Source organism: Paenibacillus rubinfantis, from assembly GCF_001486505.1.
Taxonomy (GTDB): Bacteria; Bacillota; Bacilli; order Paenibacillales; family Paenibacillaceae; genus Fontibacillus; species Fontibacillus rubinfantis.
The window spans coordinates 710,806-735,753 of the sequence record NZ_LN909063.1 but is presented as its reverse complement, the minus strand read 5'-3'; the positions used below and the strand labels follow the sequence as shown (position 1 = coordinate 735,753).

At 42.7% G+C, this 24,948-nt stretch carries 22 protein-coding genes and 1 pseudogene; 3 read left to right on the top strand and 20 right to left on the bottom strand.

Features of this window, described 5'->3' with window-relative positions:
• Nucleotides 1-53 precede the first annotated feature (53 nt).
• Both pcrA and pcrB read right to left on the bottom strand, forming a co-directional pair.
• The gene (pcrA, locus tag BN3277_RS08370) at nucleotides 54-2,258 is read right to left on the bottom strand and encodes a DNA helicase PcrA (RefSeq protein WP_059041783.1); all 2,205 of its coding nucleotides are present in this window, start codon (nucleotides 2,256-2,258) and stop codon (nucleotides 54-56) included.
• A 316-nt stretch (nucleotides 2,259-2,574) separates the two neighbouring features.
• The gene (gene pcrB, locus BN3277_RS08365) at nucleotides 2,575-3,291 is read right to left on the bottom strand and encodes a heptaprenylglyceryl phosphate synthase (RefSeq protein ID WP_059041782.1); all 717 of its coding nucleotides are present in this window, start codon (nucleotides 3,289-3,291) and stop codon (nucleotides 2,575-2,577) included.
• A gap of 342 nt (nucleotides 3,292-3,633) precedes the next feature.
• On the opposite strand from pcrB, the gene BN3277_RS08360 reads away from it, so the two are divergent.
• Nucleotides 3,634-4,776, top strand: coding sequence for an acyltransferase (locus tag BN3277_RS08360; protein ID WP_059041781.1), 1,143 nt, complete (start codon nucleotides 3,634-3,636; stop codon nucleotides 4,774-4,776).
• A 69-nt stretch (nucleotides 4,777-4,845) separates the two neighbouring features.
• On the opposite strand, the gene BN3277_RS08355 is transcribed toward BN3277_RS08360, so the two are convergent.
• The 3 genes from BN3277_RS08355 to BN3277_RS08345 all read right to left on the bottom strand — a co-directional run bounded on the left by BN3277_RS08355 (nucleotide 4,846) and on the right by BN3277_RS08345 (nucleotide 8,212).
• A complete protein-coding gene (locus BN3277_RS08355) occupies nucleotides 4,846-6,252 on the bottom strand; it encodes an undecaprenyl-phosphate glucose phosphotransferase (RefSeq protein WP_059041780.1) in 1,407 nt (468 codons plus the stop codon).
• Nucleotides 6,249-7,178: a glycosyltransferase family 2 protein gene (locus tag BN3277_RS08350; protein WP_059041779.1), complete on the bottom strand. Its 930-nt coding sequence runs from the start codon at nucleotides 7,176-7,178 to the stop codon at nucleotides 6,249-6,251. The genes BN3277_RS08355 and BN3277_RS08350 overlap by 4 nt, the downstream gene beginning before the upstream one ends.
• A gap of 92 nt (nucleotides 7,179-7,270) precedes the next feature.
• Nucleotides 7,271-8,212, bottom strand: coding sequence for a glycosyltransferase family 2 protein (locus tag BN3277_RS08345; protein ID WP_059041778.1), 942 nt, complete (start codon nucleotides 8,210-8,212; stop codon nucleotides 7,271-7,273).
• 269 nt (nucleotides 8,213-8,481) lie between these two features.
• On the opposite strand from BN3277_RS08345, the pseudogene BN3277_RS25000 reads away from it, so the two are divergent.
• Nucleotides 8,482-9,053 (top strand): annotated as a pseudogene (locus tag BN3277_RS25000) (CatB-related O-acetyltransferase).
• A gap of 71 nt (nucleotides 9,054-9,124) precedes the next feature.
• On the opposite strand, the gene rfbD reads toward BN3277_RS25000, so the two are convergent.
• The 11 genes from rfbD to BN3277_RS08280 form a co-directional block, all read right to left on the bottom strand.
• Complete coding sequence (gene rfbD / locus BN3277_RS08330; protein ID WP_059041775.1) at nucleotides 9,125-10,003, bottom strand: dTDP-4-dehydrorhamnose reductase; 879 nt, start codon at nucleotides 10,001-10,003, stop codon at nucleotides 9,125-9,127.
• Nucleotides 10,000-11,022: a dTDP-glucose 4,6-dehydratase gene (rfbB, locus tag BN3277_RS08325; RefSeq protein ID WP_059041774.1), complete on the bottom strand. Its 1,023-nt coding sequence runs from the start codon at nucleotides 11,020-11,022 to the stop codon at nucleotides 10,000-10,002. The genes rfbD and rfbB overlap by 4 nt, the downstream gene beginning before the upstream one ends.
• A 20-nt stretch (nucleotides 11,023-11,042) precedes the next feature.
• Nucleotides 11,043-11,981: a glycosyltransferase family 2 protein gene (locus tag BN3277_RS08320; RefSeq protein ID WP_187380046.1), complete on the bottom strand. Its 939-nt coding sequence runs from the start codon at nucleotides 11,979-11,981 to the stop codon at nucleotides 11,043-11,045.
• A gap of 21 nt (nucleotides 11,982-12,002) precedes the next feature.
• Nucleotides 12,003-12,548, bottom strand: a complete 546-nt coding sequence (gene rfbC / locus BN3277_RS08315) for a dTDP-4-dehydrorhamnose 3,5-epimerase (RefSeq protein ID WP_059041772.1) — start codon at nucleotides 12,546-12,548, stop codon at nucleotides 12,003-12,005.
• 17 nt (nucleotides 12,549-12,565) lie between these two features.
• The gene (locus BN3277_RS08310; RefSeq protein ID WP_059041771.1) at nucleotides 12,566-13,309 is read right to left on the bottom strand and encodes a sugar phosphate nucleotidyltransferase; all 744 of its coding nucleotides are present in this window, start codon (nucleotides 13,307-13,309) and stop codon (nucleotides 12,566-12,568) included.
• Between the two features lie 100 nt (nucleotides 13,310-13,409).
• Entirely contained in the window at nucleotides 13,410-14,141 is a 732-nt protein-coding gene (locus BN3277_RS08305) for a 3-deoxy-manno-octulosonate cytidylyltransferase (protein ID WP_059041770.1), read from the bottom strand.
• A 13-nt stretch (nucleotides 14,142-14,154) separates the two neighbouring features.
• Nucleotides 14,155-15,753, bottom strand: coding sequence for an aldolase catalytic domain-containing protein (locus BN3277_RS08300; protein ID WP_059041769.1), 1,599 nt, complete (start codon nucleotides 15,751-15,753; stop codon nucleotides 14,155-14,157).
• Nucleotides 15,754-15,765: 12 nt separating this feature from the next.
• Complete coding sequence (locus BN3277_RS08295) at nucleotides 15,766-17,046, bottom strand: hypothetical protein (protein ID WP_148501002.1); 1,281 nt, start codon at nucleotides 17,044-17,046, stop codon at nucleotides 15,766-15,768.
• A 17-nt stretch (nucleotides 17,047-17,063) separates the two neighbouring features.
• Nucleotides 17,064-19,121 (bottom strand): glycosyltransferase, encoded by a 2,058-nt coding sequence (locus BN3277_RS08290; protein ID WP_059041767.1) that lies wholly within the window; start codon nucleotides 19,119-19,121, stop codon nucleotides 17,064-17,066.
• A gap of 20 nt (nucleotides 19,122-19,141) precedes the next feature.
• On the bottom strand, nucleotides 19,142-19,885 hold the full coding sequence (locus BN3277_RS08285) for an ABC transporter ATP-binding protein (RefSeq protein ID WP_059041766.1): 744 nt from the start codon (nucleotides 19,883-19,885) through the stop codon (nucleotides 19,142-19,144).
• A gap of 12 nt (nucleotides 19,886-19,897) precedes the next feature.
• Nucleotides 19,898-20,662 carry an ABC transporter permease gene (locus BN3277_RS08280; RefSeq protein ID WP_232436365.1) on the bottom strand — a complete coding sequence of 255 codons (765 nt, stop codon included), beginning with the start codon at nucleotides 20,660-20,662 and terminating at the stop codon, nucleotides 19,898-19,900.
• A gap of 116 nt (nucleotides 20,663-20,778) precedes the next feature.
• On the opposite strand from BN3277_RS08280, the gene BN3277_RS08275 reads away from it, so the two are divergent.
• Complete coding sequence (locus BN3277_RS08275) at nucleotides 20,779-23,235, top strand: O-antigen ligase family protein (RefSeq protein WP_059041764.1); 2,457 nt, start codon at nucleotides 20,779-20,781, stop codon at nucleotides 23,233-23,235.
• Nucleotides 23,236-23,339: 104 nt separating this feature from the next.
• On the opposite strand, the gene BN3277_RS26420 is transcribed toward BN3277_RS08275, so the two are convergent.
• The 4 genes from BN3277_RS26420 to BN3277_RS25730 all read right to left on the bottom strand — a co-directional run bounded on the left by BN3277_RS26420 (nucleotide 23,340) and on the right by BN3277_RS25730 (nucleotide 24,926).
• Nucleotides 23,340-23,558, bottom strand: a complete 219-nt coding sequence (locus BN3277_RS26420) for an IS3 family transposase (protein WP_198342952.1) — start codon at nucleotides 23,556-23,558, stop codon at nucleotides 23,340-23,342.
• Between the two features lie 3 nt (nucleotides 23,559-23,561).
• Nucleotides 23,562-23,948, bottom strand: a complete 387-nt coding sequence (locus BN3277_RS25735; protein ID WP_392396625.1) for a DDE-type integrase/transposase/recombinase — start codon at nucleotides 23,946-23,948, stop codon at nucleotides 23,562-23,564.
• The gene (locus BN3277_RS26415; protein WP_392396623.1) at nucleotides 23,902-24,036 is read right to left on the bottom strand and encodes a hypothetical protein; all 135 of its coding nucleotides are present in this window, start codon (nucleotides 24,034-24,036) and stop codon (nucleotides 23,902-23,904) included. The genes BN3277_RS25735 and BN3277_RS26415 overlap by 47 nt, the downstream gene beginning before the upstream one ends.
• A 197-nt stretch (nucleotides 24,037-24,233) precedes the next feature.
• On the bottom strand, nucleotides 24,234-24,926 hold the full coding sequence (locus BN3277_RS25730) for a helix-turn-helix domain-containing protein (protein WP_059041763.1): 693 nt from the start codon (nucleotides 24,924-24,926) through the stop codon (nucleotides 24,234-24,236).
• Nucleotides 24,927-24,948: the final 22 nt, after the last annotated feature.

Below are 24,948 nucleotides of genomic sequence, written 5' to 3'. Positions count from 1 at the left end.
CATCGCCGCCCAGCTACCCTCAACCTTCCCCGGATTAAAGTAAATATACCCGGTTATTCGCCGTCGGTCACCTTCGTGATCGGGGCGAATCCGGCCAGCAGTCGCTTGACGCCCACCGGCGCCGGAAAAGCGATCTGCAGCTCCGTGTCGTTGCCGGTGCCTTTGATGGCAACGACCGTGCCCACGCCCCACTTGGCGTGGGCGACTTTGTCCCCGGCGCTGAAGTCGCCGGGGGCTGTATTGGCGGCGGCGGAGGCTCCCGCCGTGCCGCCCCGGCCGTAGCGGTCGCGCGGCACGCGGCCGCCGTCCTCTTTGAGTTCCTCGGGGATTTCGTCGAGGAACCGGGACGGCGGGTTCGCCGTCGTGCGGCCGAACAGCGTGCGCATCTGCGCGCACGAGAGGAACAGCTTCTCCTCGGCACGGGTGATGCCCACGTACGCCAGGCGGCGCTCCTCCTCCAGTTCCTCGTTGTCCATAAACGCGCGGCTATGCGGGAAGACCCCTTCCTCCATGCCGATGATGAACACGACCGGGAACTCCAAGCCCTTCGCACTGTGCATCGTCATCAGCACAACCGCGTCGTCGTTCGGTTTGTCGGCATCGCCGTTGTCGTTCATGCTGTCGATGTCGGCGATCAGCGCCAGGTCGGTCAGGAAGGAGACCAGCGATTTGTCTTCATTATTGTTCTCGAATTCCAGCGTAACGGACAGGAACTCGTCGATATTTTCCAACCGCGAGCGGGATTCCAGCGTATTCTCATTCTGCAACTCCAACCGATATTGGGTCATTTCCAGCAGCTTCTCGGTCAGTTCCGTGACGGAGAGAAACTCCACCATTTTATGCAGCCCATGGATCATATCAAAGAACTCCACCAACGCATTGCGCGTCCGCCCGGCAAAGCCCAGGTCGTCCACCACCTCAAGCACGCGGTAAATCGACGTTCCCCGCTGCGCCGCCGCATCCGCCAGCTTCGCCACCGTCGTATCGCCGATCCCCCGCTTCGGCACGTTGATCACCCGCGTTAAGCTGATGTCGTCGTCCGGATTGGACAGCAGGCGCAGGTAAGCGAGCAGGTCCTTGATCTCTTTGCGATCATAGAACTTGATGCCGCCGACGATCTGATACGGGATATCCGATTTGATCAGAATTTCCTCGATGACCCGCGACTGGGCGTTGGTCCGATAGAGGATTGCGTGCTCGCGGTAATTGCGCCCGTTTTTCACACTATTATGAATTTCCGTCGTGACAAAATACCCCTCATCATGCTCCGAATCCGCGCGATACACCTTGATCTTGTCGCCGTCGCCCTTGTCGGTCCACAGCTTCTTTGGCTTACGCCCGGTGTTCTGCCCGATCACTTCGTTGGCCGCGTCAAGAATTGTCGACGTCGAACGGTAATTCTGCTCCAGCAGAATCGTCTTGGCTTCGGGATAGTCCTTTTCGAAGTTCAGGATATTGCTGATGTCCGCTCCCCGCCAGCGATAGATCGACTGGTCACTATCGCCGACAACGCAGATGCGATGGTGCTTGTCCGCCAGCATCCGACACAGCATGTACTGTGCGCGGTTCGTATCCTGGTATTCGTCGACGTGGATGTATTGGAATTTTTTCTGATAAAAATCCAGCACATCCGGCGCTTCCTTAAATAGTTCGATCGTCTTCATGATCAGGTCGTCGAAGTCCAGGGAGTTGTTTTGGCGCAGCCGCTTCTGATACATGCTGTAAATCTTGGCTACGATCCCTTCGAAATAGTCGCCTACCTTCTGCTCGTACTGCTGCGGGGTGATCAGTTCGTTCTTCGCCGTGCTGATCGCCGCCTGCACCGCCTTCGGCTCGAATTTCTTCGTGTCGAGGTTCTGTTCCTTCATGCAGTTGCGAATGACGGACAGCTGATCCGTGGAATCCAGGATGGAGAAGTTGGAGTTAAGCCCGAGCCGCTCGATATCCCGCCGCAAAATCCGCACGCACATCGAGTGGAACGTGGACACCCAAATGTCCCGTCCCTCCGAACCGCCCACCAGCCGGGATACCCGGTCCTGCATTTCGCGGGCGGCTTTATTCGTAAAGGTGATCGCCAGGATCGCCCAAGGCGGCGCTTTGCGGGTCGCAATCAGGTAGGCGATGCGGTGCGTCAGCACGCGCGTTTTGCCGCTGCCTGCGCCGGCCATGATAAGAAGCGGCCCTTCGGTCGCCTCTACGGCTTGTCTTTGCTGCGGATTGAGGCGGCTTACCGCCTCTTGGATGTTCACAGGTTGCATCAAACTTGCTCCTTCCTTTTATAGACACACATCTTCTTTATCTTCGTCTTCGCGATAACTGATAACGGACTCCAGAGGCGTTATCAGTTATCGCGGATTTCCCGATGTAACGGACTCAGACGACGCTATTTCACCCCAACCGAGTCGGGAGGGGCCAAATTGGGACAAATAAGGTCTTCTCAGTCCGTTAGCTGCGCCGGGCCTCGTTGTTCCGAGCGATAAGGTCACTGGTGTCCGTTACAAAGCTGGAGACCCTTCCTCTCGACGCAGATGGCAGTGGTGACGTTTGTTCAGTTCGGCCACCTCTTTACCGCTTCTAGCTCTTCTTAGCTGCAGCGGTAGCGGTGCCCTTCACCGCCTCCACTGTCTCCAGCGCCTGCTCCAGGTTCTCATACACGGCGTTGCCTACGATCACCGTATCGCTCACGGCAGCGGCGCGGCGCGCGGTTTCCGCGTCCGCGATCCCGCCGCCATAAAACAGGCGTGCTTGATCCAGCGTTCGCCGCACATCCGCCACCAGTTCAAAGTCGCCGATTTGGCCACTGTATTCCAAGTACACAATCGGCAGCTGCAGCAAACGGTCGGCCACCTGGGCATACGCCCGGGCTTCCGCCGAATCCAACGGGGCTTGCGCCTCCGTGACCTTGGCGACCGTCGCCTCCGGATTCAGCACGAGATACCCTTCCGGCATAAGCAGCTCCCAAGGGATCAGGTGGCCGTATTGCTCGATTGCTCGGGCATGTTGCCCAATGATCCAGTCAGGGTGTCCGGCGTTCAGCACAATCGGGATCATATATAAGTCAAATCCCGGCACGACCGCCTCCAGATCGGAGATCTCCAATACGCAAGGCACCTCAAAACGGCGTACCCGGGACAGCAAATCTACCGTATTCTCATAGGTCACCCCGCTGGATCCGCCGATCATCACGGCATCCGTGCCCGACTGGCACACCGCTTCCAATGCGGCATCGTCCAAGTCACGGTCCGGATCCAGCTTAAACACATGCCGCCAGGCACGTATCATCTGCTTCAATTTCCATTCCTCCAACGGCTATTTCGGCAGAAGGACCGCGAAAAACGGGGCATTCTGCTCCGCCCCGCTCCTGCTCGTCCATCTGATCTATCAATCAGGAAGATGACTCGTTTTTAGTTCAGTTTCTAGTCTATGTTACCGGGGGTACCCTGTCAATGTTCGCGTCGGATGCGAACAGAAAAAAAGATCCGTTTTTATCGGATTTTTGCCGCCTTGAACTCGGCATGGGTCAGCACCGCTCCCTTTCGCCTCCCGCCCCCGGTAGATTCAGGGAATACGGTTGACGAATACGCCTAATTTCTTTATGGTCATTCTATGCAAAACAACCGTGGAGGATAATTCATGAAGAGAAAAACGAAGCTGGAAGAGATCGAAGCGCTTCGCGGTGCGGCCTTCTTGGCCGTTGCGCTGCAGCATGCGATCGCCGGATTATTTGTTCAGCCCGGTTTGTCGCCGTTCTCCGTGAGCCTGGGGACGACCTTCCTGGGATTGATTCGGTTCGCTGTACCGCTCTTTGTATTTATCACCGGCGTAGTGTTGTTTTACAACTACGACCAGTCCTTTCAATATGGACGATTCCTAAAAAGAAGAGGGCAGCAAGTAGTCCTTCCCTATCTGTTCTGGACGCTCTTTTACTATGTTTGGGTGAGTATGCTTAGCGGGGGGGCTGTCTTTCATCATTGGGGCGAGTTCCTCCATGTCGTAGAGTTGGCTTTTACGGGAAAAGCCTCCTACCATTTGTGGTTTATGGTCATGATTATTCCGTTTTATCTGCTGTTTCCCGTCTTCCGTTTAATTCTGTCGGGCAAACGGCCGGCTTCCGCCAATTTGGCAGTCGTCTTGGTATTCCTGGCCGCCAACCTTGTTCTGGTTGAGGTACTGTCGAAGGGATACTTTCAATCGAACCAACCGATTCTGCAAACCCTCTACACCTACCTGGACCGAAACTTTCTGTTCTGGACATTTTATTTCGTATTAGGCGGGTTGGCCGGCTTGTATTATGAACGCTGGAAAAAGGCGATGCAGTCCCTATGGGGCGTCAGTCTTGCAATTACCATCCTCTTTCTGATTTATATCGGTGTGAAAATCTGGGGCATCAACGAAGGCCAGTCCGCCGGCAACTATTTGACCAGCTCCTACGTAACAGGACCGCTCAGACCGCTGATGATGCTGGCCGTTCTGGCGATGCTTCCGGCTCTGTATTATGCGGCCCAACGCTTGACCGCCACGCCGACGAAGCTCGGCAGAGCTTTAAGCCTCATCGGCAGGTACTCGTTTGGTGCCTATCTGGTCCATGCGTTTATTTTGCGATTCACGAACCTGCTAGCTTTGAATTATCTCGGTTTCCTGGGCGTATACGCCCAGACGCTAATTTCGTTTATCCTATGCGCCGGCATCAGCGTGGGCTTGTGCATCGGCTACCGCAAAATGAGAGATCGTTGGCGGAGGATGCGAGTTGGTGTGGACCGAGGGGTGGCGGGGTAAGCGGGAATCGAAAAAACGGTCTTTTCTAGGTGAAAAGACCGTTTTCTGCTGTCGGGAACTGTCTCCCGGTCAGTATGCATTTTTATTGATAAAGCCATTCACGACGGTGCGCAACACAATCTTGATATCCAATAAGATCGACCAGTTCTCAATATAGAAAATATCGTATTTAATGCGTTCCTCGATCGACGTATCTCCACGAAGCCCATGGGTTTGCGCCCAACCGGTGATGCCTGGCCGAACATGGTGCTTCACCATGTATTTCGGCACTTCTTCCTTAAACTGATCTACATAATAAGGCCGCTCGGGGCGGGGACCAACCACACTCATATGTCCGGCCAGTACATTGAAAAACTGCGGCAGCTCGTCAAGGCTCGTCTTGCGGATAAAAGCTCCGAACTTGGTGCGCCGGGGGTCGTTTTCCGTCGTCCACCCTGTGTCCTCGACTCCCTCGGACAGCACCCGCATCGAACGGAACTTGTACATTTGAAACGTCCGCCGGTTTAACCCTACCCGCTCCTGCTTAAAGATCATCGGACCTTTCGAGGTTAACTTGACCCCAATGGCCACAAACAGCATCACCGGAGAAGTAAGGAGGATCGCCAGCAGGGAGAACACGATATCGAAGATTCGCTTGGCCACCCGATTCCCGGTCAAGTCCAGCGGAATATCCCTGACGTTAATCATCGGCATTCCGGCAAAATTATCAAAATACGGACGGGCCGGTAGATAATCGAAGAAATCCGGGATGATGAGCGTTCTGACCCCTACTTTTTCACAGATAGAAATGATCTGGGCATAACGGTGATGCGCCTCCAGGGGAAGCGCAAGAACGACCTCGTCAATCAACTTGTCCTGCAAGACGCTCTCCAGTTGATCGATCCTTCCCAGAATCGGTTTATAGCGTGCCGCCTCGATCCCGTCCCAGGCCTTATGATCATCCAGAAATCCGACGATTTCATAGCCAAGCTCCGGGTATTGTTTGAGATTGTTGTGAAAACGCTGGCCTAAGGACCCGGCTCCGAGAATCAGGACAAACTGCTTGTTGTACCCCTTCTTCCGAAGCTGCTTTAGGCTATTTTTCAAGAAGTACCGATAGAACAAGATCAGGAGCATGTTGAACATCATATAGATCGCCAAATAAAGACGGGAAATATCCACTTGCTTGAAGAAGAACATCAGGCCAAACAAGAGAAATAAACTCGCCACATGAACCTGAACGATCTTCCAGACTTCATCGGCGAAGCGTTTTTTGCGTTTAGGGGTATACAGGGAAATTAAGACGCCGACAAAAACCGCAATTGCCCCATAAACAACGCTCCAAAAAGCATATATCTCTACAGGCAGCGGCTTCTCGTAAGCGATCAGGCCGCTTTCGAATTTCACCCACCAAGCAAGCAGGAAGGAAATCTGGATGGACACAAAATCCGTCAGAATATACAGTTGGGTTAAGAACCGTTGGTTCTTACGGATCATGATCTCACCTCCATTTTAACTTCCGCCGACTCCGGCTTGACCGCTCCAGATGGCGTTCTCGCACCTAGCGGGAGCAGTCTGTTTTTGGCTAGGGATAAGAGGAACTTCAACGAAATGCCGCTGTAAACGGCTGCGTTCGTGATCCAGGAATAATGACGAAGATAATGTTTCCGGTGAAAGACCCACATCGCGCGGTGAAATTCATAGATGATCTTAAAGGGCTTGCGCCGGCTGCTGGCTCCCTTATAGTGAACAATGTATGTAGCCGGATGATAATGAATGCCCCAGCCCGCTTGCTTGATGCGGTAGCACCAGTCGATGTCTTCTCCGTACATAAAGAAGGTTTCGTCCAGACCTCCAACCTGACGGATCGTCTCCTGTCTCACCAGCATAAAGGCGCCAACCAAGCAATCGACGGGGTAAGTCTCGTTCGGATCCTTGTACCCCAACTGATACTGGTTAAACTTCGGATTGTCCGGAAAGAACTTCGAGAATCCGAAGGCATAGTAAAAGGACGCAGACGGAGTTGGAAATCCCCTTCTGCACGCTTTATCCAGCGAACCGTTCGGCAGGATAACTTTGCACCCCGAGGCTCCGAGTTCCGGGTGTTCATCCATATAAGAAACCATGGTCTGGAACGTATCGGGCTGCACTACGGTATCCGAATTCAAGAGCAGAACGTAGCGCCCTTGAGCGATGGCCATCCCTTGATTGTTCGCTTTGGCAAATCCCGTGTTGTCCTGATTCGCGATCAGCACCACATTCGGATACTCGCTGCGAATCGCCTCCACCGAACCATCCGCCGAAGCATTGTCGACCACAATCACTTCGTACGAATAGACCGTCTCCGCGTCGTATACCGACCGCAGACAGTCCAAAGTCAACTGACGCGTATTGTAATTTACAATCAATATACTTAAATCCATGATTTATGCGCTCCGAATCTACAAATATAGTAGTCTATCGACATTATAGCACAGATTATCATGGTGCCCTATTTCCACATAATATGAGTAAATCAGAGTTTCAACCTTTTTTTAATCCCCTGCCGCTTCTCCCGCAATTCCGGCAGTTTATGAATGAAGCCCTTCCATGCTCCTAGTACCTTAGGCTCTCTTAAAAGCATATACCCGTTACTCGCCAGCTCGTAAGCAAGCAGCTTCGGCAGAGATTTGATCCAACGGTATCCCGACAGATTCTTATAGATCATTTTGTAGCGATTAATATAGGAATATTGGCGAATAAACAGGGGCTGCGAATGGCGGCTGCCCTTCTTCCAGCCTCTCTCATGAGTGGCCACGGCCTCCGCACAATAGTAGGCTTTCCAGCCAAGCAAGTTAGCCCGCCAAGCCACATCCACATCCTCTTTATAGGCAAAAAAATCCTCATCAAAAAACTCGCCGGCGATCGATATTTCATCGATCATCGCACGCCTGTACAGGGCAGCCGCACCGGATACGCCAAACACTTCGCCGGATACCCTCCATTGACTGACCGGTTCCCCAGCTCCGCGGTCAAAGGCGCGCCAAATCCCGTTCATCGCCAGACCGGTACTGTCGACGATATCCGGAGTTGACTTTAAGATGAGCAGTCCCGTAGCACTCCCCACCTCTGGACGATGCTCCATGACCTCCACAAGACGCTCGACATATTCAGTTCCAAGCTGCACGTCTGGATTCAATACTAAAACATAATCACTTTGCGTTAGGCGAATCCCCTGGTTGTGGGCAGGAGCGAAGCCGGTGTTGCTTGGATTGAGAACAAGCTGTATATTATTGATATTTGCATTCTTCATGTAGGTCCTCACCCGATCAACAGTCCCATCACTAGCAGCATTATCGATAACGACGACTTCTTTAATCGGATAAGACTGCTGCTGTACGGCATTCAGGCACTCTGCGATATCATTTGCACTATTATAGGTTACGATTTGTACGTTAACAGTTGGATTTGATGCCATAAAGTAAGTTCCTTTTCATTAATGAGCAAAATTAGTTCAAAGCAAGCCAACGTATAAAACAATTAACGAACCGCTGATTTTTCTATTGTATAGGAGATTTTGAAAAGTTAAAATCGAGACATCAAACTATAAAGGAGTTGCTTTTTCTTGGTCCTTCTACATTTTATTGCCTATGTTTTGCCAACTAGCCTCTCAATTATATTATAGAGTTTGATAAGATAATTTTATTCCAATCGATTGTGGATAGTATATGGTAAAGGAGTAGGATGATGGTCAAACTGTTGAACGAAAAAACGGTTTTTACTAATCGACTAGATAAAAATAAAAATTATGATATAGGTGATTGGACTTATGGAGATCCTCAAGTACTTTCTTGGGGAGAAGGAACCACACTAAAAATAGGAAAGTTTTGTTCATTAGCAAAAGATGTAACAATTATGTTAGGTGGAGAACACCGAATTGATTGGGTAACTACATATCCTTTTAATGCTATTTTCCAAGATGCAACCCATATTATTGGGCACCCGAAATCCAAAGGTAACGTTGTCATAGGGAATGATGTTTGGGTCGGAAAAGGAGCACTAATCCTTTCAGGTGTTACTTATCAGACGGAGCAGTAATTGCTGCCAATAGCGTAATTACAAAGAATGTGCCACCATATGCAATCGTTGGTGGTAATCCGGGGAAGATAATAAATTATAGGTTCTCGAAAAACCAAATAAAAAAGTTACTTCAGATAGCTTGGTGGGAATGGACATTCGAAAAGATTTCAAAAGAATGGGACTTGCTCATGGATAGCAATATTGATGGCTTTATTAAAAAACATTACAAAAAGGCTTAAACCATTTGCCAGGTTTATCATTGTACCAATAATGCAAAAACGCTGGTTTCACAAGTACCAGCGATTTTGCATTATTGGTTAATATTACTTACTTTCAGTATGCTTAAAAAATCCTGCAGTCCATCCCGCCAAGGTCGTAAATCTCTAATTCCATTTGTACGAATAGATAAGTGATCCATAGTCGAGTTCCGAGGACGCGGAGCAGGGCGTGGAAAGTCTTCAGTTGCGCATGGCTCGACACGTACTGGGTAATTATACTCTAATATATCTCGAGCTTCCTCAAATATAGACCGTGCGAATTCATACCAGGTGCATTCCCCTGAATTTGAAGCATGGTATATCCCATACTTCTCCGTTCGAATCAGATCTAGTAAAAAAACGGCTAAATCAACGGTATACGTCGGCGATCCCTTTTGATCTTTCACCACATGAAGGATCGGTCTCTCTTGACCTAGTTTAAGCATCGTTTTTACGAAATTATTTCCATGAAGCCCATAAACCCAGGAGGTTCTTACAATAAAAAAAGCAGAAGACAAACTCTGAACTACGATCTCGCCGGCTCGTTTCGACTTTCCGTAAACACTTTGAGGGTTAGTGTTATCGTATTCGTGATAGGGTTTCGCTGCAGTTCCATCAAATACATAGTCCGTACTAATATAGCAGAACTTTGCCTTCACCCGCTCAGCCGCAACCACCATATTACGCGTACCAACCGCATTAACTGCATAAGCCGTATCCACATCAATTTCCGCTTGATCAACAGCAGTGTAGGCCGCACAATGGATGATCACTTCCGGCTTAAACTGCTGTACACGTTCCAAACACATCGCATAATGGGTTATATCCAACGAATCTCGATCGCATGGCAACACATGGTGTCCTGCATTCTCAAAGAGACGCACGACATCATGGCCTAACTGCCCTTTAGCTCCGGTTACAAGCACTCTCATATAGAGTCACCCAGACGGTTGCCGTACTGTTTGGCGTAATAGTCCTGGTAAGCCCCTGTTTGAATCCGGGTCCACCATTCCTTGTTATCCAGGTACCAGCGAATCGTTTCTTTAATTCCGGTTTCAAACGAATGCTTTGGCTTCCAACCAAGCTCCTTCATGGTCTTCGTCGGATCGATGCCATACCGACGGTCATGCCCAGGACGATCCTCGACATGCTTAATCAACAATTCCGGCTTCCCAAGCTGCTCCAGAATCGTACCCACAATATGCAAATTGGTTCGCTCGTTATTACCGCCAATATTGTAAACTTCGCCATCCCGGCCTTCATGGATCACAAGATCGATTGCGCTGCAATGATCCTCCACATACAACCAGTCACGAATGTTCAAACCGTCCCCATAGACTGGTAACGGCTCATCAGCCAATGCTTTGGAGATCATTAGTGGAATCAGCTTTTCCGGGAATTGATACGGTCCGTAGTTGTTGGAGCAACGCGTTATGTTAACAGGCAGCCCAAACGTTTCGTGATAAGCGCGAACAAGCAAATCTCCGCCGGCCTTACTAGCCGAATAAGGGCTATTGGGTGCAAGCGGCGTCTCTTCCGTAAACAGTCCAGTCTCACCCAGAGTTCCGTACACCTCATCGGTAGACACTTGAACGTACTTCTTGACCCCATGTTTTTTCACCGCATCAAGTAAAACTTGTGTCCCAAGCACATTTGTCTTTACGAAAACATCCGGTTCCAGGATACTGCGATCCACATGCGATTCTGCCGCAAAATTGACAACCACATCAACACCTTGGCCGATCAGTTGATCCATTGCCATGGCATCCGTAATGTCCGCTTTGACAAACGAATGATTAGGATTACCCTCCACCGACTTCAGGTTCTCCAGGTTTCCGGCATAAGTAAGTGCATCCACATTGATGATTTGAAAATCCGGATGCTGCTCTAGCATATATAAAACAAAGTTACTACCAATAAAACCAGCACCGCCTGTGACAAGCAGCTTCATGAAAGTAAGCCTCCTATTTTTTATATCCGTCTCGTCACATATAAAATCTTAAGAACAACATTATCTATACGTTTTTGTCTATAAAAAGGTGTAATTAATACGTCAAAAAAGCGATATACTATATTCTTATGTTGACCAGCTAAAAAACGTTCGATCTGCTGTATTTGGACAGGGTTAAGCAAATGATAAAAACATTGAAGAAATTCATAGGCTTGTTTACTAATGACATATTTATTTTCTCCACTAATAAAACGATTTAATCTTTCACTCCACCTTTCGAAAGTACCTTCTGTTTGGCCCCCAAGAACATTATTCTTATGCTGACGATAAAGTATATATGAATTGTTATCAAAAACAACTTTCCCAAATGCTCCGACACACAAGTAAGACCACCAATCATGCATTGTGACATTCGATATATTCGGGGGCAAGGAAGATTTGACTAATTGCATCGCTTTACGATTCATTACTATTGTACAGCCTACAGCGATATTCTCAACTAGTGAATTGTATATATTGACAGGTCTTCTGGGTGAACTGGGCCAACTACCTAAAAACTTTAAACTTTCATCTACCATAGAAGTAGACGAGCAATACAGGAGTGGTATCTCTTGAGATTCATCGTTCAGTAGAGAAATAGCTCGAGACAACTTTGTTCTTTCCCAAACATCGTCCTGGTCACAGAAAGCAAAAAAATCATAATCATCAGATGATTCTTTTATCAACTCAAAAAAACTAGACGTTACTCCCAGATTGTCTCCTTCAATCACCTTTATCTTTTCAGGATGCTTTTCATAATATTTCCACAGAGAGTCTATGGTATGATCCGTAGAACCGTCATCTCTAATAAGCAATCCTAAATCCACAACATCCTGGGCAAGAATACTTTCTAGCTGTTCATTTAAATACTTTTCACCATTATATGTTGAGAGTAAAACTTGAACATTTGCCTTTATCAAGCTCATTATCTCCCTTTTCCTTTAACAATCAATTTCTGCTACCGCAAGAACGGGATGGCACTGATCTTTATCTGAAAGCAAAGGCTTTGTCACTGGCCAATCTATGTTCAAATCCGGGTCATTCCATAATATCCCTCGGTCATGTTCTGGAGAGTAGTATTCGTCCACTTTATAAAGAACTTGGGTATTGGTAGTAAGAGTACAGAAACCATGAGCAAATCCCTTAGGAACCAATAATTGACGTTTATTATCTTCACTAAGGATAACGCTAACCCACTTCCCAAAAGTTAGGGAATCCCGGCGTATATCCAAAATTACGTCATAAATTGCCCCAGTAAGTACACGAATTAACTTCGTTTGTGCCTTTGGATTTAATTGATAATGTAGCCCCCGCAATACACCTGGCTCTACGGAAAGTGACTGATTGTCTTGAACGAAGTTATAGCAAAGACCAAGTTTCTGCATATCAGCTTCATTGTAACTTTCCAAAAAAAAACCCCTGTGATCCCCATGTACAACCGGTTCAAGTAATACTGCACCTTCTAGCTTTAGTGAGGTTAATTTCATAATAAAGTCCTCCCAACCTATAGCTTAAGTTTACCGAACTCTTCTCCGAATTCAAGATCCCTAGCTAGTTCATTTGCTCGAGCCAACGAAGCGTGCGTCCCCGCATCTGTCCACCATCCTTGCAGAATGTCGAAAGTTAAATCCCCTCTTTCAATATATGCATTATTAACATCAGTGATTTCCAATTCACCTCGAGCAGATGGTTTTAAAAATTTAATAATATCAAATACATTGTGATCAAACATATAAACGCCTGTTACCGCATAGTTCGACTTGGGATGTTTAGGTTTCTCCTCAATGGAAACGATACGATCCCCCTGGAGCTCGGGAACACCAAATCTCTTAGGATCATGGACTTCTTGTATAAGTATTTTAGCGCCCGTTTTTTGATTCATAAAATTAAACATGTATGGAGTAATATCATCTGCAAAAACATTATCACCCAAAATAACTATCATTTGATCCTGTCCAACAAATTGCTCACCTAAACCAAGAGCTTGAGCAATACCTCCGGCTTCATCTTGTACTTTATATGTGAAGGAAACCCCAATATCAGTTCCGCTTCCAAGTAGATTAACTACATCGCCCATATGTTCTTTACCAGTAACTATTAAAATATCATCAATACCCGCATACTTTAATTTTGCAACCGCGTGAAATATCATTGGATATTTACCGACGGGAAGCAAGTGTTTATTTGTAACTTTTGTAAGAGGATATAACCGTGACCCTGTACCACCAGCTAAAATTATACCTTTCACTATACTACCTCCACTAGTAAAGTAAACCATATGTTAGTCTTATCACAAAATTCCTAAGCTTTTGTTCTACTAATAGGGTTCAAAGAGTGTCACAATCGTTTTAGATATGTTTACTTCCAATAAGTTCTCTTACTCTTTCCAAGTCGGTTTTGGTATCAACTGCTACAGTATCATGTAGGGTCTCAATGAATTGCACAGAGTGGCCATTTTCGATGAATCTAAGTATTTCAATATCTTCCGCTTTTTCAACAACTCCTCTAGGAGTGTCACAATAAAATTCTAAAGCTTTAGGAGTAAATCCATATACACAAACTTGTTTATAATAGTTAGTCACATCCCCCTTTGGATAAGGGATCGGTAATCTTGATAAATATATACCTTTGCCAGTGGAATTTACAACAACCTTAGGAACCGTATTATCGATAATTTCATAATCACGTTTTATTTTTGTCATCATATTTGTAACGTAAATATCTTCAATATTTTTAAAAAAGGGGCTGATAGCATCACTTATTGTATCAGGTTTAATTAATGGTTCATCACCTTGGATATTAATGTAAACATCGGCTGGTATCTTTCTGGCAACTTCCCCCACGCGATCTGTACCTGTTGGATGAGATTCACTTGTCATAATAACATTTATATTCAATTCCACGCATTTGTTATAAATACGAGAATCATCAGTTGCAACGTATACTTCTGTAAGTTCCTTAACTTTTAAAGCTTGTTCATAAACCCACCATACCATTGGTTTTCCACAAATATCTGCTAAGGGTTTGCCTTCAAATCTAGAGGACTTATATCTTGCTGGAATTACACCTATTATTTTCATTTCCGCTCACCTCTTATTGTTGATATTTTGACTCAGTAATAAAGTGAATTCTCACTTCTTTACTTAAATAATCTATAGCTGTCTTCAGTAACTTATTTTTTATGGCAACTTCCTCAACATCCATAATCAAATCCATATCTTCATATATATAGCTAGAATCTTTATGTGAATAACCATCAAGACCAGCAATAAAAACTTCATCAACTCTCATACTTTTTAGGAGTGATAGTAATAGGATAGCAGAGTTATCCGATCCTTCAATATTTCTATCTAAAACACTTTGGTAATCAACTATAATCTTTTTATTTGATATACTATGGTGTCTTATATTTGATGTAAAAATAAATGTTTTATCATTACTTTGTAGTATATTGTTGGTGATTTTTTCGACATAATCATCAAATCTTCTTTGATTACTAAAGAAATAATAATCTGTTACTATACTATCAACAGCATGGTTTATAGATATTGACAGTTTTCCTTGTTGAACATTTTTTATATAATCTATGTTACTAATTACTGATATCCCCGGTGCAATTATTAGTATATCTTTATACATCATTAATTGCTTCAATTCAATCAGATCATCATTTTCAATAAAAAGCTTCGAGTTATACTCAATGTATTGCTCTTCTATATATTTTTTATCAAATGAAACTTTCTTACTAGGCTCCATTTTTTTTAATATTTGTTCTATATCCCCCACAGATAACGTATTCTTATTTATCAAATAATTCGAATAGTTGGGATGACAGTTGTAAATTGCAGATAAGTAATGGGCGGTAGAATAACCCCACTTTTTTTGAGAATATATTCTAGCGATACATTTATCCATAATATTCAATAAAGGCTCAATTTTATAGTTTTTTTCCGTGTTTTCATTTAAATAGTTCACTAATAATTCTGTTGGTAAGTTTCCTGCTCCTCTTCCCATACCAAATACTGATGTGTCAAGAATTAGCTTTCTTTTTGATGAAAACTCTAAAAACTCTAGTGCATTGGAAAAGGCTAATTGTAGGTTATTATGAGAATGATAACCCAGTTGTATGTCTGTATTAAGATTATGGTGAACTAATGTAGTTAATCTTAATATATCTTCCTTCTTCATAGCCCCGAAACTATCTACTATATAGAAGGCATAGGGATTAATTTTATTAGTTTCAGATATTAGTCTTAGTAGTTCGTCATCGGAGTAATTAAGAGTAACCATTGGCTGTACAAATACATAAAAACCCTTATTTACTAAATAAGCTACTTGTTCTAGAGCCTCTTCCCATTGTGCTTTATGGAAAGCATATCTAATCCCTCTCACGAGGTTTGGTTGAAGTGTGGTTAAATCGTACTCCCCATGATTTACCATAACAACATGTTGCGCTGATGTTTTAAGCGATTGCAGAATATTCTCAACCTGATTAATACTTTGAAACATCGTGCTATTAAAGAATCCTTGCCCTTTAATAGTATTTAAATAACCACATTCAACAATATCTATATTGGAAGAACTTAGTGCTGTAATAATTCGTTTTATATTAAATTCCCCAAATTGCCAATCATTGATATATCCACCGTCTCTCAAAGTACAATCCAGTACAGTAATATTATCAGTTTTCATTTAGCACTGCTCCTAATATGAATAATTTGAACAAAGTCTTATAATATATATATTTTCAGAGTGTTTTACTGCACTTTCTTTGGTGATTTCTATAAATTTTCTATAATTACATTCCATCTGACTTTTCCATAATTCTGAACTTCTGCTAAAATCCTTGTACATATTAAAAAATTCATGAATGTTCATAAATTTTTCTCTTTCATCGCCGAACATACTTTTATTGTTTTCATCAGAGAAAATAAAAACAGGAGAGCCCGCTCCGATTAGATCAATGTACATGGTACTAAAATGAATAATGGAGAAATCAATATTATCTATATATTCATCCAACCGCAAGTTAAGAGATATGTCTGTTCGCACATACTCTGCATTGATATATTTCTTGTAGTGTTTTATGTTATCAAGTGGATGTAGTTTAACAATATACTTCATACTTAAAGCACGAGCGATCTCATTACCAATTTCCAGTAGTTTTACATTTGATTCCCTAAAAGTTGAGTTACTTAAAACAATACCAAAAGTATCTGATTTTTTATTAAAGTCATTTTTAAATACATATTCTTTAATAGCACCCGATTTTATAAGTCTGGATTCATCAATACCTGCCTTTTTCATTTCAGATAATGTATGTTCCCCCCAAATAAGCATATACTTACTCAAAAAATTTTCATAAGTTTCGCAATGAACTACTGCCTGGATTGGTTCATAGTATACATATTGGCCATGTTGAAGAGTTACTGTAGTAATATTATGATTATTTGCTAATTGAGCAATAATATTAGAAATGATATGGGCATCACAAAAAGTTATTAGTACTTTATAGTTCTCCTCATTTAATTGTTTTTTAATCTTATTCACTAAATTGCTTCTTCTAGCTATTAGATTTGCTATAATAAATCTATTTTTAATATTTCTAACTTTATTCAGAGAAAAAAAGAGAATAATTATTTCGAAAACTTTAAACACATTCAACCATTTTTTTCTTCTTGGGTAGACATTTAACTCATCATAAGAATCTAATTCTGATTTAAGATTATCAATAATATAGTCATAGTCTTTCCTTTTCCACTGCCTAATGGAATATTCAACTAAAATATCACTATTAGACTTTTTCAGTGTAAAATCATTATATTCAAACAATAAAGTGCCAATTAATATTTTGATAATATTAAATGGTGTAGTTTGCATTCGCCATAATTCTAAACTTAAAGCATTTCCCCACTTAATAGACTTAGATGCGAGTGAACTATTAATTTGTGATTTTATATTTTGAACATTATCATATATAGACATATTCGTTGATCACGCCTTTAATGTTTTACATTTTTGTTTAATTCGTGTTTTACCCGTTCTCTTATCTGTTTTAATTCTTTACTTGTCACAAATGCTTTAACTAGTTTTGGATATTCCGGGTGCTTATCTACCAGTTTTAATCTATTTATTTCACGTATTTTGGCTTTTGATTCCATAAATGATGCACTTTCTGTATGGTATATATATGTTTTATCATCAACTATATTTTTCCATCCTTTTTTCAATGCTCTCATACAGAAATCATTCTCCTCACAATACCCCTTTCCGAAAGTATTATCATCGAAAAGTCCTACGTCTTCTATGGTCCTTCTTTTAATATACATACAAAACCCATGACCTGTAGGTACTTCTAAATAGGAATTCACTCCAGCTTTTTCTACTATTTCACCCATTCTTTTGACAGTGAAATCATTTGGCAAAACATTATAATTGGGCTCTGGAACTGAAAATGGGCCAGCGTTATTTGAAAGAGGAGTAACGGTCCCTATATTAGAAGATGAGTAAGCAGCATCTATTAATTTCCTTACCCATCCAGGTGTTACAATTGTATCACTATTAAGAAGTATTACATCAGTTTGCACAGAATTCATTCCGTAATTAACGTTTTTTATGAAGCCTAGATTTTTTGTGTTATTAATAACTGTTACTTGAGGTAAGTCTCTATACAACTCTAAAAACCTCTCAATTCTTTCATCTGTGCTACAGTCATTGATTAATAAAAGGTTATACTTTTCAGAAGTGTTATCGATAATGCTTTTTAGGCAATCTTTCAGTTCTTCGTACGCGTTATAAATAGGTACTATAATTGTTGGTGGAGTATACTTTTTTTCTTCTGTTATATCGATTTTTTCAACACCAAGATCAATAGATTTCTGTCTGTTATGTTTTTCATTATAGAGTTTAAGGATATTATATGGGATTTTAACAAAAGCTATTGGATTACGAAGTCCATTAACCAATATACTTCCTAGTCTATAGCTTGCAGACTCTCTAATTTCATTTTTTACATCCGCTATTCTTTTTTTTAATTCATGTATTCGTTTTCGATTGACGATTTCAAGCTTATCCTTTTCTTTTCTTAATTCTTCTAATAAATTCTCACTTCTGGTAATTTTATTTTCAAGGAGCAATTGTTTCTCTTTATACTTATCAATTATTTCTTGATATTCGTTGATTTGCTTCGTAAGCACTAATTCCTTATTCTTTAATTGTTCAATTTCCTTTATCTTATCATCAATATCATTTTTGATTTCTTCATTCAAAACATCAAGTTTTTTGCTTTCCTTCATTTCTTGCATTAACTCATTCTTCTTAAGAATGTTAATTCTATTTTTTGCTAAAAGATTCACTCGTTCGTATTCCAAGTCGCCAGTTAGCTTTTTCACATCAATTGAATCAATAATGTCTTTATTTTCTTTTCCAAACAAAATCGTTAGACCATGAAATGCCTCAATATTATAATGGTATACTTCCTTGCTTGTTTCCTTTAAAAAATCTTCGACAGCCGTGAAAACACCATTTCTATCATTATTTTCATAAATTGAATTGTTTAGATTCATGTTAAAGCCTATATCAACCAAATCGTGTTGCCATGGAACTATCCCTTGTTTCTTATAGGGTTTAAGAAAATTCGACGGTATTAATTCTGGATTATAATACAAATCCCTTCTTCCATAAGGCCATCCACTGTCATGTAAAAATACAATAGGGAACTTTGATTTCCCACTTTGTTTATCAATCATTTTCAATTCATGAAAAACTGTATACCAGTTATGGTCCCCATCTAGAAGAATAATGTCGAAGTTTTCAAGTTCATAAATCTTGTTTAAACTAAGATCTTTATAAAAGAAAAACTTCCCATTATATTGCTCAACAAGTTCCTGTACATTAAATAGAGGCTTAGGATCAATCGCCGATAAAATACAGTCAGATTCGATACAATATTCTAGTATTTTTCTAGTCGTTTTCCCCTCCTCAGAACCCACCTCAACGATATGTTTAGGTGAAACATGTTGAATTATTGGAGATATAACACTTTCCCACAATCGATTCACCGAACTCGCCTCCAATTGATCTAAACTGACCTGCTAGCTTCTTTATACCCTAAGCTAATTTCTCTCGCTACACCTATCTCTCTTACCTTTCCATCTTCTAACCAAAGCGCTTGAGTACATAATTTCTCTACTTGCGAAGTTGAATGAGAAACAAATATAACAGTAGTCCCAGCTTCAATCATCGATCTGATCTTCTTCTCACTCTTCTCTTTAAAATTAATATCACCTACAGATAAAATTTCATCTAGTATTAGAATATCGGGCTTAACTATTGTAGCAATCGAAAACCCTAACCTTGCCCTCATTCCAGAGGAATAGTTCTTAATAGGAGTGTGGATAAACTTACCTAATTCAGAAAATTCAATAATTTCATCTTTGTGTTGGTCAATATACTTTCTTGAAAGACCTAATATTAAACCGTTAAGAAATATATTCTCCAATCCAGATAAATCACCATTAAAACCAGCACCAAGTTCAATTAATGGTGCTATACTTCCCTTTCGTACTACTTCTCCCTCCGTTGGTTTAAGAATACCGGAAATAATTTTAAGCAAAGTACTTTTACCAGCACCATTCCTGCCAACAATACCAAAAACCTCTCCCTTAGAAACAGAAAAACTAATGTTCTTTAAGGCATAAAATTCCTCATAAGTAATTTCTTTTTTGAGTTTTTTTACAAAAAACTGCTTGGCTGTATCAACTTTTTCAGTCATTAAACGATATTTCATGGATACATTCATTATTTCTAAAACGGGATCTCTCATATTATCACAACCCTATATATGGAATATAAATTTATCTTGCTTTTTATAGAAAATAAAAAAACCTAGCAACATAACAATCATTGAATAAATAAGAGAATTAAAAATAGATTGAAAAGCAGGAATATTTCCATCCATAAGGATCCCTCTAAACATTCCTACTATATTAAACAAAGGGTTTAACTCTACTAGAACTTTATATTTTTCAGGGATTATTTCAGCCGGATAAAAGATAGGTGTGAGATACATAATTACTGTTAGTACGATAGAATACAGATGTTTCATATCCCTAAAAAAAACATTGATTGTCGCCAGTAACAGTCCGACACCCATAGACAGGATTAACAAAATTATCAGTGGTACTACTACAAAAAAATTAGTCCAATAAAATTGAACCTTAGTTACCAGCATCACTAAAACTAAGGGAACAATAGCTATTAACGTAGTTATAAAAGATGAGCATATTCTAGAAATTGTAAATAAGTACTTAGGTACATAAACCTTCCGTATTAGTTGCGAGTTGATAACAATTGAGTCCATTGCAAAACTTGTCGATTCTGAAAAAAATTGATATATCAACCTTCCTGACAATACATAAACAGGAAAATTTTCAATATGTCGATTGAACAAACTAGAAAAAACAATGCTTAAGACTATCATCATTAATAAAGGATTCAGCATACTCCATAGTACACCAAGAAAAGAATTCCTATACTTTAATTTTATGTCCTTCTTAATCAACTCTATAAACAAGTCTCTATATTTCCAAAAGTTAACCATATATCTTCTCATATCAAACTCCTAGAATAATATCTATTAATTTAAAAACCTATTTAGCAGTCGGTAATTCATTTATGCTAAAATAACAACGTATCAAACGCAAAGGAGATAAACACGTGTCGAAACCAGTATACGGGAAAATGGCCGCAGCGTCGAGAAATGGGGAAAAGTTACCTGCGGCGTTGTTGGTGTTGATGATTGGGTTGATTATGTTCTTGGTTTGGGCGCCGTTCCAAGCCGGGTTGTTTAATGGGCTCGTCCTAGATTTTGAAAAACCTATCTATTGGGCGGTTCTTGTTGGCAGTCTTTTGATGCTAGGCTGGGTTGCCGCCTATTTCAAAAGCCTCAAGCTGGAAGACCAGCGGGATTGGACGGCCCTGTTCGTTCTGCTTATTCCCATAACTTACATTATCGCACTGATTCCGGCAGCAAGCCAGTACTTTGCATCCAATATGGTGCTGATTCAGTCGCTTTATGCCTTCATGTTTGTCATTTCATTGTATTTGCTGCAAAACCGGAAATCGAACCGTGTTGTCGAAACAACGGTAATCACGGTTGGATATGTCATCGTTCTCTTCGGTTTATTCAATTGGCTCGGACAAGGTAGAACCGTATCGGCCATCGTCGGGTGGTTTACGGGAACGGTTGTTAATGGGCAATACACGCAAGCCATTTGGGTGGATTCAAACGGTCCACGACTCGCTTCGGTGTTCCAATATCCGAATACGTATGCGGCCTTTTTGATGGCATTTTTCTTCGTTGCCGTCTTCGCCATTACGCGTTCGAAAAAATGGTATAGCCAAGCCATCCACGCATTTATGCTCGTACCGATTGCCCTTTCGATACTGCTGACGTTATCTCGGGGCGGTTTGGTGTTCTTGCCCATCGTATTTATTATCTTGCTGTTGTTCCTGAAGCCAGCTAAGCAGATCCTCTGGATCGTGTACTGCCTCATTGCCGGAGTTGGCACGCTAGTCATTGCCAAGCCCGTAACCGAGCTGGGGCAGCAATTCCATCTTGGACAGATCGGAGATCCGGCCAAAGGATGGTCCTATGTCTTGGCCGCTTCGATCGTTTTGGCTATGATCGCTTGGCTGATTCAACGTTTTGTGGCTCCGAGTTTGGAGAACGGAACTAGCAAATGGGCGAGCAAAAAGCTTGCTAGCATGTGGCTGCCCCTCATTTCGGTTGTGGCGCTAGCTGTTTTGGCTGCGTTATTCCTCGGGACAAGCTTGAAGCATGTATTGCCCGGTAATATCGGGGAACGTCTGGAAAACCTGAACCTCCAGCAGCACAGCTTCCTGGAACGGATGACCTTCTATAAGGATGCTGCGAAGGTGGTTAAAGACTACCCGATCATCGGGGCTGGCGGTGGCGCCTGGGCTTCGATCTATGAGAAGTACCAGAACAACCCCTACACCAGCCGTCAGGCGCATAGCTTTGTGATGCAGTACCTCGTTGAGGTTGGGATTGTAGGTTTCCTGGTGCTGATTGCTTTCTTAGCTTTTATTTTTTATAAATATATCCGTGGGTATCTCAAAGCGGATGAACCAAATCGGGATTCCTACTTTGTTTACTTCATCATCGTTCTCTCGATTCTGATGCACAGCTTAATGGACTTTAACATGAGTTATGTCTTCCTGGGCATCTTGGTCTTCTTGGGGCTTGCGGGGATGGCTGCGGCCATGGACAACCGTCCCGTCAAAAAGTTCTCCGTTAAGCCAGGTACAATGCGCGGGTTGTACAGCACAATCATGGTGGTCGCTTCCTTGATCCTGATCTTCGTTTCGATCCGAAACATTCAGGCTGCTGGAGCTGCGGTTAAAGGTAAGGCGCTGATCTCGACCAGCACGGACTTCCAGGAAATCAAAGCTCCGCTGGATAAAGCATTAAAGAAACGCAGCGGTCAACCGGATGCGGTACTATATCTGAGTTCTCTGCTGCAGGCCGGCTTTGATCAAACCAAGGATGAAGCGTTCGCTAATCAGGAACAAATGCTCCTTACGAATGCGCTAAAAAAAGAAGCCTTTAACAAGGATATGTACAAACAGCTGATTAAGCTTTACCAGTCCAAAGGTGAATATGACAAAGCGTATGCGGTGTACCGCGATAACGCCGATCGTTATGCATACGATATGAGTTGGTACGAGAACCTGATCGTTCAATCCTTTGAGCTGGGGTATCAGAAGTTAGGCGAACAGGATGTCGCCCAGAAGGAGCAGTATTTCCAAACCGGGCTGGCTGCCTACCAGCATGTTGTGGATGGGGTGGAGCACCTGAAGACATTGCCTAAAGGGCAAATGCAAGGGAATCCGTTTGAGATTACGCAGACGATGGTCCTGAATGCCGGCAAAATGCAGTTTATGATGAATGAACCGGCTAAGGCCGCGGAGATCTTCAAAGTGGGAATTAAGGATGATTTGACCGATGGCACAAACCGCGAGATTGCTCGCTGGTATCTGGCTTCCTTACAGAAAACCGGAGCTAGCGACCAAGCCGTATATGACCGGTTGCTACAGGTCGACCCATCCGAAAAAGATTCGATTGATCAGTTAACTGACCTGACGTTTTAAACACAAAAACGGTCTCTCCCAAATGGTGTGCTACCCGTCAAGAGGACAATGAAAAACTATAAGATTTATACACACTGCCTGCCGGTTTACGGCGGGCAGTGTGTTTATGCAGCTTGCAGATAATTATTATGGAATTCCATCGGTGTCATAATCTTCAGTCGACGCTGTAAACGCCGGTTGTTGTAGTAAATGATATAATCCGATATTGCCTTTACAAGAACATCATGGTCAGTAAAGCGATGCCCATAATACATCTCACGTTTCAGTATTCCCCAGAAGCCTTCCATCGGTCCATTATCAATACAGTGTGCCACTCTCGACATACTCTACTTCATATGCGACTGCTGAAGCCGCGTATAGAACTCTCTACTTGTATACTGGAATCCCCGATCGCTGTGGAAGAGCGGGTGTGCGTCCGGCTCAAGCTGTATCGCTTCATCAAAGGTGTTCATCACCAGTAGATTATCATTATGGTCACTGATTTTAAAAGCCACGATTCTGCGGTCATATAGGTCGAGGATAGCGCTCAGATAGACCTTACGTACTTCTGTACCCGTGCGGTACTTAAACTCGGATACGTCTGTCAGCCACTTCTGGTTTGGAGCCTCGGCATGAAACTCCCTGTTCAGATAGTTATTGGCGATATGGTATGGGTTGCTAGAACCCCTAGTACAGCTCTTGGATTTGTACTTTATACAGGAGTGAATTTGCAACTTCCGGTTGATATTTAGAACCCGTTTTGTCATTAACCTTGATGTCATGATATATTGCAAGTTCATCACGGATTCTGCGGTATCCCATATCCGGATGCTCATCGTGAATCTCCCGAATTTCTCTAGCAATTTCCTCATTCTCGATCTGATGTCTACTCTTCGGGCATTTAAGCCATCTGTAATAAGCGGATCGCGCGATGTGCAGATATTTACACAGTTTATGGACAGGATAATGCTTCTCTTCAGAAAGCTCCTTAATGGCTTCGTATTCGCATTGATGCCTGATCAGAGTAAGTGTCGTCGCCCCCTCTCCAAATCCCTTACTTTTTTTAACAGGTCATTTTCCATCTGCAGGTCAAGTTTTTCACGTTCCAACTGAACAATACGATCGCGTAATTCCTCTTCGGGCGTTCTGCCTGGTAACGTACCGGCACGCCGTCCCCGTCGATCCTCAAGACCGGCAGAGCCCATCGCCTCGTACCTTTTCACCCAGTTACGTACCTGCTGATAGGAAACCCTGTATTTTAGGGCAATAGCCCCATAATTCTTATTGTTTGTCAGGCAGTCCTGGACTATTTTTAACCGCTCTTCCGGATTGGTGCTTCTTGCCTTACTCATGTAACTTCCTCCAGTCGTGGATTTGAGAGTCCCATGAGAATTATACACCTTTAACCATTGATGGAGTTGGTCTCGTGAACGTATATGGTATTTCTTACAAATTGTACTTTGACTTCCAACTCCGGATAGGTATTCAGTAACAGCTTTTAGCTTCAGCTCCGTCGAATATTTTTTATTCTGCTTCTGATCCATTAAAGCAGTAGGGCCATCTGCCTCGTAAAGTCTAACCCATAGAGCAATGGTACCCGGATCCACATTTGCTTCTTTTGCTGCATACGCTCTACTTATTTCACCTTTCAGATACTTTTCAACCAGATTTACTTTCTCCTCTGTCGGTATCCCTTTCATTGATTTGGACATGAAAAATACCCCCATATAGGAC

Coding starts and splice junctions, on each gene's coding strand:
- pcrA (WP_059041783.1), bottom strand. CDS start 2,258: ATGCAACCTGTGAACATCCAAGAGGCGGTAAGCCGCCTCAATCCGCAG.
- BN3277_RS08360 (WP_059041781.1), top strand. CDS start 3,634: ATGAAGAGAAAAACGAAGCTGGAAGAGATCGAAGCGCTTCGCGGTGCG.
- BN3277_RS08355 (WP_059041780.1), bottom strand. CDS start 6,252: ATGATCCGTAAGAACCAACGGTTCTTAACCCAACTGTATATTCTGACG.
- BN3277_RS08350 (WP_059041779.1), bottom strand. CDS start 7,178: ATGGATTTAAGTATATTGATTGTAAATTACAATACGCGTCAGTTGACT.
- BN3277_RS08345 (WP_059041778.1), bottom strand. CDS start 8,212: ATGGCATCAAATCCAACTGTTAACGTACAAATCGTAACCTATAATAGT.
- rfbD (WP_059041775.1), bottom strand. CDS start 10,003: ATGAGAGTGCTTGTAACCGGAGCTAAAGGGCAGTTAGGCCATGATGTC.
- rfbB (WP_059041774.1), bottom strand. CDS start 11,022: ATGAAGCTGCTTGTCACAGGCGGTGCTGGTTTTATTGGTAGTAACTTT.
- rfbC (WP_059041772.1), bottom strand. CDS start 12,548: ATGAAATTAACCTCACTAAAGCTAGAAGGTGCAGTATTACTTGAACCG.
- BN3277_RS08305 (WP_059041770.1), bottom strand. CDS start 14,141: ATGAAAATAATAGGTGTAATTCCAGCAAGATATAAGTCCTCTAGATTT.
- BN3277_RS08300 (WP_059041769.1), bottom strand. CDS start 15,753: ATGAAAACTGATAATATTACTGTACTGGATTGTACTTTGAGAGACGGT.
- BN3277_RS08295 (WP_148501002.1), bottom strand. CDS start 17,046: ATGTCTATATATGATAATGTTCAAAATATAAAATCACAAATTAATAGT.
- BN3277_RS08285 (WP_059041766.1), bottom strand. CDS start 19,885: ATGAGAGATCCCGTTTTAGAAATAATGAATGTATCCATGAAATATCGT.
- BN3277_RS08280 (WP_232436365.1), bottom strand. CDS start 20,662: ATGGTTAACTTTTGGAAATATAGAGACTTGTTTATAGAGTTGATTAAG.
- BN3277_RS26420 (WP_198342952.1), bottom strand. CDS start 23,558: ATGTCGAGAGTGGCACACTGTATTGATAATGGACCGATGGAAGGCTTC.
- BN3277_RS26415 (WP_392396623.1), bottom strand. CDS start 24,036: ATGGGATACCGCAGAATCCGTGATGAACTTGCAATATATCATGACATC.
- BN3277_RS25730 (WP_059041763.1), bottom strand. CDS start 24,926: ATGTCCAAATCAATGAAAGGGATACCGACAGAGGAGAAAGTAAATCTG.